The following is a 15,175-nucleotide window of genomic DNA, read 5'->3' as shown; positions in this document are numbered from 1 at the left end:
GCAACGGTGCAGCATAAAGAGCCGCTTCGCGGCACTTCTCTCCTGGATCCCGGATCTCCTTCCGCTATCGCTTCAGTCGTCCGGGAAAGGGGTGGTGGGAGCTGGAATTGCCGTTGCGATAGACGCTGCCACGCGCGAACGGCGCGAGGACGGCAGCCCAAGCACCGACTCAGCCAAGCGAAGGCACCCACCCCCGCAATACGCGCATATCGCGCAAATCAACGATTGACCTCCAGCGGTTTATGCGTTCTTCAAGCGCTAACAGTCGGACATACGCGCAATTCACTGCGCGATCCGCGCAAGGGAGGACCGCATGGCGGGGCTACGGATGGGAGAGATCGGGATCAAGCGCGCGATCGAGCGCGTGCCGGGCGGGATGATGGTGGTGCCGCTGCTCGTCGGCGCGGTGATCGCGACCCTGTTCCCGGCGACCCCGAAGGTGTTCGGCTCGTTCACCGGCGCCCTGTTCACCGGCGCGCTGCCGATCCTGGCGGTGTTCTACGTCTGTATGGGCGCGAGCATCGACTTCCGGGCGACGCCCTACATCGTCAAGAAGGGCGGCACGCTGCTCGTCGTGAAGGTCGGGATCGCGATGATCCTCGGGGTGATCTTCGGCCGCCTGCTCGGCGAGGCGCCGATCGCCGGCGGATTGTTCGCCGGCCTCTCGACCCTGGCGATCGTCGCGGCCATGAACGACACCAATGGCGGCCTCTACATGGCGCTGATGGGCCAGTACGGTCGGCCGCGGGACGTCGGTGCCTACACGATCATGTGCCTCGAATCCGGGCCCTTCCTCACCATGGTGACGCTCGGCGTCGCCGGCCTGTCGGCGTTTCCGTGGCAGACGATGGTCGGCAGCATCCTGCCGCTCCTCGTCGGCATGATCCTCGGCAACCTCGACCGCGAGATGCGCGACTTCCTGGGCCGCGCCGTGCCGGTGATGATCCCGTTCTTCGCGTTCGCGCTGGGCACCGGGCTCGACCTGACCAAGATCTGGCAGGCGGGGCTGCTCGGCCTCGGGCTCGGCGTCGCGGTGGTGGTCGTGACCGGCATTCCGCTCTTCTTCGCCGACCGGCTCACCGGCGGCACCGGAGTGGCGGGCGTCGCCGCCTCCTCGACCGCCGGCAACGCCGCCGCGGTCCCGGCGATCATCGCCGCCGCCAACCCGGCCTATGCCGATGCCGCCGCCCCCGCGACGGTGCTGGTCGCCGCGACCGTGGTGGTCACCGCCATCCTCACCCCGCTCGCCACCGCCTGGACCGCCCGGCATTTCGGCGAGCGCCCGGAGGAGGAGGCCGCGCCGGTCCCATCCCCGCGTGTGGCGGAGCGGGTGTGACCGTGGCGCGCCGCTGGCTCATCCTCGCCGACGACCTCACGGGGGCCGCCGATTGCGCCATCGCCTTCGCCCGGCGCGGCCGCTCGGCCCGCGTGCAATGGGGCGCGGCGGAATCCGGAGCGCAGGAATCCGGGGCTGACGAGGACGTCGTCTCGCACGATGCCGACAGCCGCCAGCTCGGCCCGGAGGCGGCCGCGGCGCGCCACGCCGCCCTCCTCGACCGGCTGCATCGTTCGGACGAGAGACGTCCCGGCCGGTCGGTGTTCAAGAAGATCGACTCGACCCTGCGCGGGCAGCCCGCGGCGGAGCTGGCCGCCACCCTCGAGGCCCTGCGCCGGCGCGGCGGCGCGGCCTTCGGGATCCTGGCGCCGGCCTTCCCGGCGACCGGTCGCACCACGGTGGCGGGCCAGATCCGGGTCGGGGGCCGGCCGCTGGAGGAGACCGAGCTCTGGCGCCGGGACCACACCTACGCGACCGGTGCGCTCTCCGCGATGCTGGAGGAAGCCGGGTTGCCGGGCGCGACGATCGCCCTCGCGACCGTGCGGGCCGGCGGCGAACCTCTGCGCGCGGCCTTGTCCGACGCGGCGCGGGCGGGCGCGGTCGCGGTCGCCGATGCCGAGACCGACGACGACCTCGCGCGGATCGCCGAGGCCGGCCTCGCGCTCGATGCGCAGCAGAATCTGGTCTGGATCGGCAGCGCCGGCCTCGCCCACGCGCTGGCCGAGCGGGAAGCGGGGCCCTCCGCCCCGGCGCAGGCGATCGCGGCCGGCCCCGGCGGCACCCTCGTGGTGGTCGGAAGCCTCGCCGCCGCCTCCCGCGCCGCCGCGCGCCGGCTCGTCGGCGAGACCCGCCACGTCCCCGTCGCGCCGGACCTGCTGCTCGGGACGGACGAGGCCGCGCGGGCGCGCTGCCGCGCCGCCGTGGCGGCGGGATTGCGCGCCGGGGAGGACGTGCTGGTCGAGGTCGCGATGGGCGAAAGCCCCGACCTCGCCCTCGGGCCCCGCCTCGCCGACGCCCTCGGCGCGTGGCTCGCCCCCGTGGCACCCCATCTCGGAGCGCTCGTGGCGACGGGCGGCGAGACCGCGGCGGCGTTGCTCGCCCATCTGGGGATCGACGGATTGCGGCTGATCGACGAGATCGAGCCGGGCGTGTCCCTCGGCCTGACGCGCGGCGCGCTCGCCGTGCCGATCGTCACCAAGGCCGGCGCGTTCGGCAACGACGACACGCTCCTGCGCGCCGTGCATCACCTCCGGGCCATCAGTCACCAGGGACCCTCGACATGAGCCGACCGACCGTCGCGATCACCATGGGCGATGCCTCCGGCATCGGGCCTGAGATCATCATGAAGGCGCTGGCCCTCCCCGAGGTCGCCGCGCTATGCCGGCCGCTCGTCGTCGGCGACGCCGGGCGCCTGCGCGAGGCGGGCCGCATCGTCGGCTCGGCCCTCGACGTCCAGGCGATCGCCTCGCCCGAGGAGGCGACGGACGCCCCCGGCACCGTCGCGTGCATCGATCTCGGGCTGATCCCGCCGGGCCATCCCTTCGGCAAGGTCTCGCCGGTCTCCGGCGAGGCGGCGTTCCGCTCTATCGAGCGGGCGGTCCGGATCGTCCAAGCCGGGCAGGCCGCCGCGATCTGCACCGCGCCCCTGAGCAAGGAGGCGCTGCACGCCGCCGGCCACAAGTATCCGGGCCACACCGAGCTCCTCGCCGAGCTCACCGGTACGCCGGAAGTCTCGATGATGCTGGTCTCGCCCAAGCTCCGGGTGATCCACGTCACGACGCATATTGGGCTGATCGACGCTATCGCGCGGATCGAGCCGGGCCTCGTCGAGCGGGTGATCGCGCGGGGCCACGACACCCTGGTCAAGGCGGGAATCGCGAATCCGCGGATCGGCGTCTGCGCGATCAACCCGCATGCCGGCGAGAACGGTCTGTTCGGCCGCGGCGAGGAGGCCGAGAAGATCACGCCGGCCGTCGAGGCCTGCCGGGCCAAGGGCTGGCGGGTCGAGGGGCCGCTGCCCGCCGACACGCTGTTCTTCCTCGCGGGACGGGGCGACTACGACATCGTGGTGGCGATGTACCACGACCAGGGCCACGGCCCGATCAAGGTCCTGGGACTGGAGGCGGGGGTGAACATCACCGTCGGGCTGCCGGTGATCCGCACCTCGGTCGATCACGGCACCGCCTTCGACATCGCCGGCACGGGCGTCGCCGATGCGGGCTCGCTGGTCGAAGCGCTGCGCCAGGCGGTCGACCTCGCGCCGCGCCGGGCGGTCTGAGACCCGTGACCCGCGGCCGGCACCGGCACCCGCTGCTGCTCGAGGCCCTCCAGGCCGGCGAGGTCGTGGTCGAGGAGCTGGCGGAACGCTTCGGCGTCTCCGCCTCGACGATCCGGCGCGACCTGCAAAGGCTGGCGACGGAGAACGCCATCCGGCGCACCTATGGCGGCGCCGTGATCGCCCATCCGCTGCCCGAGACCAGCCTGCCCGAGCGCGAGGCGCAGGCCCGGCCCGAGAAGGCCGCCATCGCCCGGGCCGCCCTGGCGCTCCTTGCCGACGACGACATCCTGGTCCTCGACGGCGGCTCGACGGTGGCCGCCTTCGGGGCCGGCCTGACCGGGCGCCGCCACGCGGTCGTCACCAACAACCTGCCGCTGGTGAGCGTGCTCGCCGGCGCGCCGGGCCTCACCCTGACGGTGCTCGGCGGCGCGGTGCGGCCGGGCAGCATGAGCACCATGGGTCCCCTCGCCGAGGCCTCGCTGCGCCGGCTCACCGCCGACAAGGCGGTGGTGAGCGGCGACGGCTTCGTCGCCGGCCGCGGCCTGTGCGAGGCGGCGATCGAGCAGGTCGCCCTCAAGTCGCTGATGATGGAGCAGGCGGCCGAGATCGTGGTGCTGATGGATTCCTCCAAGCTCGGCCGCGCGACGCAAGGGGCCTGGGCGCCCCTGCCGCGCCGCTGGACCCTGGTGACCGATGCCGGGGCGACGCAGGCGCAATGTGCGGAGGCGGAAGCCGCGGGGGCGCGGGTGGTGCGGGCGGCGGGGTGAACCCCGATCAGGCCGCCCGCACCGTCGCCAGGAACCGCGCCACCTCCGCCGAGAGGTGCTCGGACTGGCGCGACATCTCGGAGGCCGCGCCGAGCACCTGGGCGGCGGCCGCCCCGGTCTCGCCGGCGGATTCGGCCAGCGTCGCGATGGTGCCGGTGACCGCGCCGGTGCCGGCCGCCGCCTCGGCGACGTTGCGGACGATCTCCTGGGTCGCCGCGCCCTGCTCCTCGACCGCCGCCGCGATCGAGCTCGCGACGCCGTCGATCTCGCGGATGCGCCGGCCGATGCCGTCGATCGCCGCCGCGGCCTGGCCGGTCGAGGCCTGGATGCGGCCGATCTGGCCGGTGATCTCCTCGGTCGCCCGGGCCGTCTGGCCGGCGAGCTGCTTGACCTCCGCCGCCACCACGGCGAAGCCGCGGCCCGCCTCGCCGGCGCGCGCCGCCTCGATCGTGGCGTTGAGCGCGAGCAGGTTGGTCTGGCTCGCGATCGACGAGATCAGGGCCACCACGTCGCCGACCTTGGCGGCGGCCTGCGACAGGTCCTGCACCAGCGCCACCGTCTCGCCGGCCTCGGAGACGGCGACCCGCGCCAGCTCGGCCGAGCCCGAGACCTGCCGGCCGATCTCCTGGACCGACGAGCCCAGCTCCTCGGCGGCCGCGGCCACCACGGTGACGTTGGCGGCCGCCTCGCTCGCCGCGCCCGCGACGGCGCCCGACTGGCCAGCGGCCTCCGCGGCGCTGCCGCTGAGCGAGCGGGCGGTGGCTTCGAGCTCGGTCGCCGCCGCCGACACGCCGCCGACGATGCTGCCGACCGCCGCCTCGAAGGCATCGGCCATCTGGCGCATGCCGGCCTTGCGCTGCGCCTCGGCCGAGGCACGGGCGAGCGCGGTCTCCTCCTCCAGGGCGCGGCTGCGGATCAGGTTGTCGCGAAACACCACCAGAGAGCCGGCGAGCGCGCCGATCTCGTCCCGGCGCGCCTGCCCCGGGATCGCCACCCCAGTGTCGCCGCCGGCGAGCCGCTGGGTCGCGGCGGTGATCGCCCGCAGCGGCCCGGCGACGCCGCGGCGCACCAGCACCATCGCGCCGCCGGCAACGAGGAGCGCCAGCGCGGTGAGCGCCAGCATGTTGCGGTTGGCCGCGGCGTAGGTCTCCTCGATCAGGTCGCCGCTCGCCTTCGAGCCGGCGCCGTTCAGCGCCACCAGCTTCTCCCAGGCGCCCATGATGGCGATGATGCCGTTCGACATCGTGGTGTTGTAGATCCGCTGCCCGCCCGGGATGTCGCCGGCGGTCGCCTTGGCGACGGCCTGGCGCTGCTGCTCGGCGTAGTCGGCGACGTGGCGGCGGAATTCCTTGTAGAGCTCGCGCTCGGCCGGCGAGAGCGGCAGCGCCTCGAAGCGGGCGTACTGCGCCTCCATGATCGCGTCGCGCTTGGCGATCTGCCCGGCGACCTCGGCGCGCAGCTCCGGCGTGTCGGCGGTGATCAGCCGCGATCCGTTGACCCGCTGGCGCATGATGTTGATGCCGATCCAGCCGAGCGTGTCGGTCGCCGGCACCCGGACGTCGCGCAGGTCCGACGCGGCCGTGTTGACCCGGCTCAGCTCGGTCAGCGAGAGGCCGCTCGTCGCGCCGATCAGAAGGACCAGGGCAGCGAGGCACAGCCCCAGCTTCGCCGCGATCGACACCCCGTTACGCATGATGCTGCCTTCCCGACATCCGAAGATCGAACGGCGCCATTCTCCCCGACGAACGGTTAAGCGTTCTTGAGCGCCGCCCACCTGAATTCGCAGCATTCCGTGACGTCATCGTAGCGTCATCGTGGCGACGACGTCGCCTCGATCCGGTCTGTCGTCCCATGGCCTGCGATCGAAATCGGCTCTATACGACCGAATGCGCCCGCCTATGGTGAGCAGGAAGCGGTCATAGCTCGTGCGCACTCACACTGAATCAGCAGCTCGGCGCGAGATGACGCGCCGGCCTGCCCTCCCATGGGCCGCGGAACGGATCGACGAGAAGCTGCGTGCCTGTTCGCCTCTCCGGCGGGAGCGGGGCTCCCGCATGATCCCGCGGCCGTGAGAGCCTGTTTGAGTTGCGAGGACAGCACCAAGAGACACTTTTCTCTCCCACCCACGACCTCATCCTGAGGTGCGAGGCGATCGAAGATCGCCGAGCCTCGAAGGAGGACTCCGGAGACCTCGGAGAGTTCTGGAAGCCTCCTTCGAGGTCAGTCGATTTTCAATCGACTAACACCTCAGGATGAGGTCGTGAGTGGGATAAAATCTACCTATCAATCAAACAGGCTCTGGGACCTCACGCCGCCAGTTCGTCCTTCACGAACCGCCCGTCGATCATGATCGCCCGCATGTGCCGGCCCTGGCCGGTAAGGAGCGAGAGGTCGGTCAGCGGGTCACCATCGACCACGATCAGGTCGGCGAAGGCGCCCGGGGCCACCACGCCGGCCTTGCCCTCCAGGCGCACGACCTTGGCGGCGTTGACCGTGGCCGAGCGGATCACCTCCATCGCCGGCAGGCAGCGGCCGCGGATCACGAACTCCTCCGACTGATGGCGGTGCATCTCGCCGAGGAGGTCGGTGCCGTAGGCCATCATCACGCCCGCATCCCGCAGGGTCTCGAGGGCGGAAAGCCCCGCCTCGCGCACGTCCTCGATCTTGGCGACCGACGCCGGCGGCAGCCCCAGGGACGCGCCCTCACGCGCGAGCGCGTCGAAGGTGACGTTGGTCGGCACCACGTAGGCACCCTTCTCGCGGATCAGCCGCGCGGTCTCGGGCGTCACGAGGTTGCCGTGCTCGACCGAGATCACCCCGTTCTCCACCGCCCGGCGGATCGCCGCGTCGGTGTAGAGATGGGCGGCGACATACGTCTGGGCGTTGTTCGCCTCCTCGACGATCGCCCGGAGCTCGTCGACCGAGTAGCCGAAGAACGCGATCGGATCGGTCGGCGAGGATACGCCGCCATTGGCCATGATCTTGATGAAGTCGGCCCCGGCCTTGATCTCCTCGCGCGCCACGCGGCGCACCGCGTCGAGCCCGTCGCAGACCCGGCCGAGCGCCCCGAGCTTGGTGCCGTAGTGGCTCACGTCCCTCGCGTGGTAGCGGCCGCGGTAATCGGTGTGGCCGCCGGTCTGCGACAGGGCCTTGCCGCAGATGACGAGGCGCGGGCCGTCGATCAGGCCTTCACGCACCGCCATGACCAGCCCGTGATCGGCGCCGCCGAGGTCGCGCACGGTGGTGAAGCCGCGCATCAGCATCCCGCGCATGATCTTCGCGGTGCGCAACGCCACCAGGGAATCCGGCAGCTCGGCATTGGCGCCGAGATCGGGGATCGTCGCGATGACGTGGACGTGGCAGTCGATCAGGCCCGGCATCAGCGTGCGGCCGTTCAGATCGATCACCCGGGCCGACGACGCGGTGAGCGGCCGGTCCGAGACCTCCCGGATGGTGCCGCCCTCGACCAGCACGTCGTGGCCGTCGAGCGCGGTGTCGTGGGTGCCGTCGAGGATGCGGGCTTTGCGGAACAGGACGAGGTCGGCACTCATGCGGGCGGTCCCTGCTGGGTCGGGGTTGCGCCCGGATCGCCGGGCGGGCGGGGCGTTCGGCGGCACACTGGACAGCGATAAAAAAACAGGCAAGCTTGTTTTTTTATCAGGCGATGCATCCTGGAGGATCAGTGACGCGGACCGGACGCCAGCGTCAGGCGCGAAAGCCTCGCGACCCGCGAGCGGCTGGTGCCTGGGACGACCGACGAGATCCCCGCCGCGACGACGCATCGAATCGCCGGGTGGTCGCCGGTCTCCCATGGGGGTGCTGCCCCCGCGGCTCATGGGGGAACCTGCAAGCGACGCCGCTTTCGCGAGGCCCTTGCGTGACCGCCCGCGAGCTTGGCACCCGTCTTGCCAACCCCTCGCTCGCCGCCCGGGCAGACCTTGCCAAAAGGGCGGAGACCTGTCCTACAAATAGGTCAGCTGCCGTCACCTCGAAACCGTGAGCCGCATGCGCGCCGCCCCCCTCTCCCCCGCCGGGCTCGCCCCTGCCGGGCTCTCCCCTGCCGATGCTGGCCTCTCGGCCCGGCTCGGCCGCCTCGCCGTCCTGGCGGCCGTCGTCCTGGCCTACGCGGTCGTGTTCGCGCCGATCGTGACGGTGGTCGTCACCTCGTTCTTCGACCAGGAGATCGTCACCTTCCCGCCCGACGGCCTCACCTGGCGCTGGTACCTCAACGCCTGGGCGCAGCGCGACTTCGCCCGCGGCTTCCTCACCTCGCTCCAGATCGCCCTCATGGCCACCGCGATCGGCGTGCCGCTCGGCACCGCCGCGGCGCTGGCGCTGGTGCGGGCGAACATCCCGGGGCGCGGGCTCATCAACACCTTCCTGCTGGCGCCGCTGGCGGTGCCGGCGATCGTCGCGGGCTCGGCCCTCTACATGTTCTATCTCCGGGCCGAGGACTGGCTCGACACGGACATCAAGGCGACGCTCGGCGGCCTCGTCGCCGCCAACGTGCTGATCACCATCCCCTGGACGGTGCGCCTCGTCACCGCGAGCCTGTCCGGGCTCGACCGCTCGGCGGAAGAGGCGGCGGCCAATCTCGGCGCGACGCCGCTCACGGTCTTCCGCCGCATCACCCTGCCGATGCTGCGGCCCGGCATCGTGGCCGCCGCCCTGTTCTCCTTCGTGGCGAGCTTCGAGAACCTCGAACTCAACCTCCTCCTCGTCGGCCCGGGGCGCACCACGCTGCCGGTCGCCATGCTGAGCTACCTGGAATTCCGAATGGACCCGACCCTGGCCGCCGTCGCGACGGCGCAGATCCTGATGGTGACGATCCTGATGCTGGTCACCGACCGCTTCGTGAAGCTGTCGCGGGTCGTCTGATGGGCACCCTCCAGCTCGACGGCGTCACCAAGCGCTACGGCGAGGCGACCGCGGTCGCCGGCGTCGACCTCGACATCCGCCAGGGCGAGCTCGTGGCGCTCCTCGGCCCCTCCGGCTGCGGCAAGACCACGACGCTGCGGATGGTCGCGGGCTTCATCGAGCCGACCGCCGGCCGCGTCGTCATCGGCGGGCGCGACGTGACGCGGCTTCCGCCGCACGCCCGCGACACCGGCATGGTGTTCCAGTCCTACGCGCTGTTTCCCCACATGAGCGTCGCCGACAATGTCGGCTTCGGGCTCGAGATGCGGAAGGTGGGACGGGCCGAACGCGACCGGCGCATCGCCGAAGCGCTGCGGCTGGTGCGCCTCGACGCGCTCGCCGACCGGCTGCCGCGCCAGCTCTCCGGCGGGCAGCAGCAGCGCGTGGCGCTCGCCCGCGCGCTCGTGGTGAGCCCGGCGGTGTTCCTCCTCGACGAGCCGCTGTCGAACCTCGACGCCAAGCTGCGCTCCGAGGTCGGCCTCGAGATCCGCGAGTTGCAGACGCGCCTCGGCCTCACCACCCTGATGGTCACCCACGATCAGGACGAGGCGCTCGCCATGGCCGACCGGCTGGTGGTGATGGAGCACGGCCGCGTGCTCCAGGTCGGCAGCGCGGAAGACCTCTACGAGCGCCCTGCCAATACGTTCGTCGCCGGATTCGTCGGCCGCTGCAACCTGCTCGACGGCGCGCGCGAGGGCGCCGACGTGTTCCGCCTCGCGAGCGGCGCCGCCGTGCCCTGCGCCTCGGACGCCACGGCGGCCGGCGGCCTGCTGGCGATCCGCCCCGAGCGGATCGAGGTCGCGCCGGACCCCGCCGGCACCGGCCGCCTGCGGGCCGTGACCTATCTCGGCGCCCGCACCGAGTACCACCTCGATCTCGCCGGCGAGGCGATCGTCGCGGTAACCCCGACGCCGCTTCCCGACGATCCCCGCCGCCGCCTCGCGGCCGGCGACCCCGTCCGCATCACCTGGACCCCCGACGCCGCCCGCGTCATCCCCCGTACGGAGAGCCCCGCCCGATGATCACCCGTCGCTCCCTGATCGCCAGCAGCGCCGCCCTCGGCCTCGCCGGCACGCTTCCCGCCCGGGCCGAGGCCGGCCCGATCGTCGTCGGCACCTGGGGCGGCGATTACGGCGCGCTCCTGCAGCAGAACATCGACGTCCCGCTGATGAAGCCGCAGGGCATCGAGGTGTCGCAGGACATCGCCAACCAGGATCCGCGCCGCACCAAGCTGATCGCCGAGCGCACCAGCCGGCGCGCCAGCATGGATGTCGCCTGCATCAACGACATCGACAGCTACATGCTGAGCCAGCTCGGCGTGCTGGAGACCGTGCCGGCCGCCGAGGTGCCGCGGCTGTCGCAGGTGATCGACGTCTTCAAGAAGCCCCACTCGATCCCGCACATCTACTCGGCGCTCGTCGTGCTCTACAACCCGAGCAAGGTGACGACCCCGCCGACCCGCTACGCCGACATCTTCGACCCGAAGTACAAGGGCCGGGTCGGCTTCTCGGACATCCTCTGGAACTTCAACATGGCGGGCGCCAATATCGGCGCCGGTGGGACGCCGACCGACTTCACCAAGGGCCAGGCGGCCCTGCGGGACCTGAAGAAGCTCTCCCCGAAGGTCTATCCCTCGAACGAGACGCTGGCCGCGGCGCTCAAGTCGGAGGAGGTGTGGATCTCGCTGATGTGGCTCGCCCGCGGCTTCATGTGGAAGCAGGCCGGCATCCCGGTCGCGATGGCGGTGCCGGAGGAGGGCGCGCTGCCGATCCTGTTCGAGGCCGGCGTGCCGAAGAACTCGCGCGCCAAGGACGGCGCCTTCAAGTACCTGAACGCCATGCTCGACCCGGGGGCGCAGGTCGCCTTCGCGCAGAAGATGGGCTACGTGCCGACCGTCAAGGACGCGAAGCTCCCGGACGATCTGGCCAAGCAGATCAGCCTGACGGAGGCCCAGCAGGCCAAGCTCCGCCCGCTCGACTACGCCACGATGCAGGCGCAGCAGGGGGCGTTCACCGACTTCTGGAACAAGGAATTCAAGGGGTAGGGCTGCCGGATCGGTCTGCTCGACAGGTATTCCATCCTCCGCGTCATTCCGGGGCCGCGCAGCGGAGCCCGGAATCCAGAACCGCAGGCGCTGGCGAAGAGGGCGGGACGCTGTTCGCTGCATCCTGAACCACCCGAGGTTCCGGATCCCGGGCTCCGCTGCGCGGCCCCGGGATGACCCTGCGAGGTGGAAATGTGGGTGCCGAACCCGGCTTCCCGACATTTCGATAAGCTCTAATCCAAAGGTCCGCCCGTGTTCGCCCTCATCCTGCCGGCCGTTCTCGTCGTCGCCGCGCTCCTGGTCGGCCCGATGGTGCTGCTCGCGCGCATCTCGCTCAATCAGTACAGCGCGACGCAGCTGATGATCGAGGCGACGGCGGCACAGAACTACCTCAATGCCGTGGCCGACCCGTATTACCGCGGCGTGATGGGCACGACGCTGGTGATGGCCTTCACCTGCACGGCGCTGACCCTGGCGCTCGGTTTCCCGGCGGCCTACCGGCTCGCCCGGATGGAGAGCCGGTGGAAGAGCCTCGTCACCGTCCTGACCCTGATCCCGCTCCTCGTCGGCAACGTCGTGCGGGCGGCGGGCTGGCTCGGGCTCCTCGGCAATGACGGGCTCATCAACGCCGCCCTGCGCGGCCTGCACATCACCGCGAGCCCGCTGCAGCTGATCTACACGCCCGGCGCGGTCGCCATCGGGACGATCGCGGTGGTGCTGCCCTACATGATCCTGACCCTGTCCTCGGTGATCGAGAGCATCCCGCGGGCGGTGGAGGAGGCGGCGGCGAATCTCGGCGCGAGCGGCTTCACGGTGTTCCGCCGGGTGGTGTGGCCGCTGGCGCTCCCCGGCACGGTGGCGGGCTGCGTCCTCGTCTTCATCCTGTGCATGAACACCTACGCGACCGCGGTGCTGCTCGGCGGCTCGCAGTTCAAGATGATGGCGCCCGCCGTCTACGACCAGTTCTCGCGGGGCATGAACTGGCCCTTCGGCGCGGCGCTGGCCTTCATCCTGCTCGCCGCGACCCTGGTGCTGACGGCGCTCGGCACCGCGCTCCTCGGACGCCGCTACGCCCGCCAGATCAACTAGGAAAACGGGAGGACACCATGAGCGACGCCCCCATCCTCGCCGGCAACGAGCTCGCCGCGGAGCGGGCCAAGGCCGGCCAGCCGCCCCTCGTGCCCTCGACCTCCCGCGACCGCGGGATCGGGCCGCACAAGCGCCTGGTGCTGCGGGGCGCCACCGTCATCGACGGCACCGGCGCGCCGCCGATCGGCCCGACCGACATCGTGGTCGAGAACGGCCGCATCGTGCAGCTGAAGAAGGTCACCGGCAACCTCGCCAACACCGCCAACCGCCCGGCAGCCGGCGACCACGAGATCGATTGCCGCGGCAAATGGGTGACGCCCGGCTTCGTCGATTGCCACGCGCATGCCGGCGTCGCGTATCACGCCGCCAACGGCTGGGTGCCGCCGGTCGAGTACGTCTACAAGCTCTGGCTCGCCCACGGCGTGACGACGGTGCGCGAGATGGGCTCGTTCAACGGCCTCGACTGGATGCTCGACCAGAAGAAGCGCTCGGACGCGAACGAGATCGCGGCGCCGCGGCTTCTCGCCTACAGCTACTTCCCGGCCGTCAACGACATGCTGAAGCTGATCCACACCCCGGACGAAGGGCGGGCGTGGCTGCGGAAGCTCAAGGAGCGCGGCGCCGACGGGGTGAAGTTCTTCGGGGCGCCGCCCGCCATCATGGAGGCCGCCCTCGACGAGTGCCGCAAACTCGGCCTCAAATCCGGCTGCCACCACGCCCAGATGGCGGTGACGCGGATGAACGCGCTCACCACCGCCGGCTGGGGCCTCACCAGCGCCGAGCATTATTACGGCCTGCCCGAGGCGCTGTTCGAGGACCGGGTGGTGCAGAACTTCCCGCTCGATTACGACTACAACGACGAATATTTCCGCTTCTCCGTCTCCGGCCAGATGTTCCGCCAGGGCGCGGAGCCGGGCTCCAAGAAATGGAACGAGACCCTGGAGCGGTTCCTGGAGCTCGGCTTCACCTTCGTGCCGACCTTCACGATCTACGACGCCAACCGCGACCTGATGCGGGCGCGCCAGGCCGACTGGCACAAGGAATACACCTGGAAGTCGATGTGGGACTACTTCACCCCGCAGCGCGGCGGCCACGGCTCGTACTGGTATCGCTGGTCGACCCAGAACGAGATCGAGTGGAAGGAGAACTACCGGCTCTGGATGGCGTTCATCAACGAGTACAAGAACCGCGGCGGCCGGGTCTGCGCCGGCTCGGATTCGGGCTTCATCTACCAGATCTTCGGCTTCGGCTACATCCGCGAGCTTGAGCTCTTGCAGGAGGCGGGCTTCCACCCGCTGGAGGTGGTGCGCGCCGCGACCTCCCAGGGCGCCGCCCTGTGCGGGCTCGAGGACGAGATCGGCACGGTCGAGGTCGGCAAGCGCGCCGATCTGCTCGTCCACGACCACAACCCGCTGACCGACTTCAAGCTGCTCTACGGCACCGGGGCGCTCCGCCTCGACGAGGCGACGAACGGCGCCACCTGGCACCGGGGCCTGACATACACGATCAAGGACGGGGTGATCTACGACACCGCCGAGCTGCTCGCCGATGTGCGCGCGCTGGTCAAGGCGACCTGGGACGAGGCGGTGCCGGCGAAGTACGCCAAGGTCGATCAGGCCGCGCCGTGAGCGACGTCATCGATTTCGTCGTCCTCACCGGCTTCCTCGGCTCGGGGAAAACGACGCTCCTGCGCGATTACCTCGCCCTCCCCGAGGCGGCCGACACCGCGATCATCGTCAACGAGGCCGGCGAGATCGGCCTCGACGGGCTGATCCTGCGCGAGAGCGGGGGTGACGTGCCGATGACGATGCTGGCGAATGGCTGCGTCTGCTGCCAGATGACGAGCGACCTCGCCCGCACCGTCGAGGCGCTGCTCGCCGCCGAGCGGCCGGAGGCCTCGGGTCCGCTGCGACGCATCGTGCTGGAGACGAGCGGCCTGTCGAAGCCCGGCCCGGTCCTGCGCCAGCTCGCGAGCCTCGCCGGGTTCCCGATGCGGGTCTCGGTCCTCGCCACCTACGATGCGCTCCGCGGCCCCGAGACGGCCGCCTTCGAGGAGGCCGCGGCGCAATGGGCCGCCGCCCACCGCATCGTGCTCACCAAGCTCGACGCCGCGCCCGACGGTCGCCTCCCGCAGGCGAGGGCCGAGGTCGCGGGCCTGAACCCGCTCGCCGAGATCGTGGCCGATCCCGACCGTGCCGCCGCGGTGGCGGCCGCCTTCGCGCCGCTGCCCGGCGCCGGCCTCGATCCGGCCTTGCTCCAGGCGGAGCCCGCCGGCGCCCATCCCCGCGTCGCGGTCTGGCTCGCCCGGCCGCTCGCCCCCCTCCCCTACGACGATCTGGCGGCCTGGCTCGACAACCTCGCCGGCCATCTCGGCGAGCGGCTGCTGCGGCTCAAGGGATTGGTGCGGGTGGTCGAGGCGGACCGGCCCGTGCTGGTCGAGAGCGTCGGCACACTGTTCTCGCGCCCGCGCCCCTTCGGCCGGCCGGGCGAGGCGGCCGCGCCGTTCGTGGTGGTGATCGCCCGCGATCTGGCGGCGGGGGAACTGGAGGGCGTGGCGCCCGCCAGGCTGTTCCGCTTCGCGCCGCGGGTGCCGGGCAGCCCGTTCGTAAAGGCGGGGGCCGGGGTGCCGCGGGCGGAGGGGGTGCGGGGTTGAGGTGCTATCGACAAGACTCGATCGCACAAACCGACATCCTCTCACGCCTTACTCTGGATCGTCCATAATATCAGTCGAGCGCGGGATCCCC

12 protein-coding genes are annotated in these 15,175 nt (G+C 71.3%); 10 read left to right on the top strand and 2 right to left on the bottom strand.

Going from position 1 to position 15,175, the window contains the following annotated elements; genetic code table 11:
- The first annotated feature begins 313 nt into the window (after positions 1-313).
- The 4 genes from DK412_RS02835 to DK412_RS02820 are packed head-to-tail and all read left to right on the top strand — an operon-like array spanning position 314 to position 4,381.
- A complete protein-coding gene (locus tag DK412_RS02835; RefSeq protein ID WP_280953970.1) occupies positions 314-1,336 on the top strand; it encodes a 2-keto-3-deoxygluconate permease in 1,023 nt (340 codons plus the stop codon).
- Positions 1,333-2,619, top strand: a complete 1,287-nt coding sequence (locus DK412_RS02830; RefSeq protein WP_245447397.1) for a four-carbon acid sugar kinase family protein — start codon at positions 1,333-1,335, stop codon at positions 2,617-2,619. Before DK412_RS02835 ends, DK412_RS02830 begins: the two co-directional genes overlap by 4 nt.
- Positions 2,616-3,614, top strand: coding sequence for a 4-hydroxythreonine-4-phosphate dehydrogenase PdxA (pdxA, locus tag DK412_RS02825; RefSeq protein ID WP_109970709.1), 999 nt, complete (start codon positions 2,616-2,618; stop codon positions 3,612-3,614). The genes DK412_RS02830 and pdxA overlap by 4 nt, the downstream gene beginning before the upstream one ends.
- Before the next feature lie 5 nt (positions 3,615-3,619).
- On the top strand, positions 3,620-4,381 hold the full coding sequence (locus DK412_RS02820; RefSeq protein WP_109970708.1) for a DeoR/GlpR family DNA-binding transcription regulator: 762 nt from the start codon (positions 3,620-3,622) through the stop codon (positions 4,379-4,381).
- Positions 4,382-4,388: 7 nt separating this feature from the next.
- Here DK412_RS02820 and DK412_RS02815 read toward each other — a convergent pair whose 3' ends face one another.
- Positions 4,389-6,074: a methyl-accepting chemotaxis protein gene (locus DK412_RS02815; RefSeq protein ID WP_109970707.1), complete on the bottom strand. Its 1,686-nt coding sequence runs from the start codon at positions 6,072-6,074 to the stop codon at positions 4,389-4,391.
- A 613-nt stretch (positions 6,075-6,687) separates the two neighbouring features.
- On the bottom strand, positions 6,688-7,932 hold the full coding sequence (locus DK412_RS02810; RefSeq protein ID WP_109970706.1) for an amidohydrolase family protein: 1,245 nt from the start codon (positions 7,930-7,932) through the stop codon (positions 6,688-6,690).
- A 454-nt stretch (positions 7,933-8,386) separates the two neighbouring features.
- On the opposite strand from DK412_RS02810, the gene DK412_RS02805 reads away from it, so the two are divergent.
- The 6 genes from DK412_RS02805 to DK412_RS02780 all read left to right on the top strand — a co-directional run bounded on the left by DK412_RS02805 (position 8,387) and on the right by DK412_RS02780 (position 15,084).
- Positions 8,387-9,259 carry an ABC transporter permease gene (locus DK412_RS02805; protein ID WP_109970705.1) on the top strand — a complete coding sequence of 291 codons (873 nt, stop codon included), beginning with the start codon at positions 8,387-8,389 and terminating at the stop codon, positions 9,257-9,259.
- Positions 9,259-10,320 carry an ABC transporter ATP-binding protein gene (locus tag DK412_RS02800; RefSeq protein WP_109970704.1) on the top strand — a complete coding sequence of 354 codons (1,062 nt, stop codon included), beginning with the start codon at positions 9,259-9,261 and terminating at the stop codon, positions 10,318-10,320. The genes DK412_RS02805 and DK412_RS02800 overlap by 1 nt, the downstream gene beginning before the upstream one ends.
- On the top strand, positions 10,317-11,342 hold the full coding sequence (locus tag DK412_RS02795; RefSeq protein ID WP_109970703.1) for an extracellular solute-binding protein: 1,026 nt from the start codon (positions 10,317-10,319) through the stop codon (positions 11,340-11,342). Before DK412_RS02800 ends, DK412_RS02795 begins: the two co-directional genes overlap by 4 nt.
- Positions 11,343-11,594: 252 nt before the next feature.
- Positions 11,595-12,431 (top strand): ABC transporter permease, encoded by an 837-nt coding sequence (locus DK412_RS02790; RefSeq protein WP_109970702.1) that lies wholly within the window; start codon positions 11,595-11,597, stop codon positions 12,429-12,431.
- A gap of 17 nt (positions 12,432-12,448) precedes the next feature.
- Positions 12,449-14,059 carry an amidohydrolase family protein gene (locus DK412_RS02785; protein WP_109970701.1) on the top strand — a complete coding sequence of 537 codons (1,611 nt, stop codon included), beginning with the start codon at positions 12,449-12,451 and terminating at the stop codon, positions 14,057-14,059.
- A complete protein-coding gene (locus DK412_RS02780) occupies positions 14,056-15,084 on the top strand; it encodes a GTP-binding protein (protein WP_109970700.1) in 1,029 nt (342 codons plus the stop codon). Before DK412_RS02785 ends, DK412_RS02780 begins: the two co-directional genes overlap by 4 nt.
- Positions 15,085-15,175: the final 91 nt, after the last annotated feature.

The organism is Methylobacterium sp. 17Sr1-1, assembly GCF_003173775.1.
GTDB lineage: Bacteria > Pseudomonadota > Alphaproteobacteria > Rhizobiales > Beijerinckiaceae > Methylobacterium.
The sequence above is the reverse complement of the archived record's forward strand: the minus strand, read 5'-3'. Positions and strand labels throughout refer to the sequence as shown.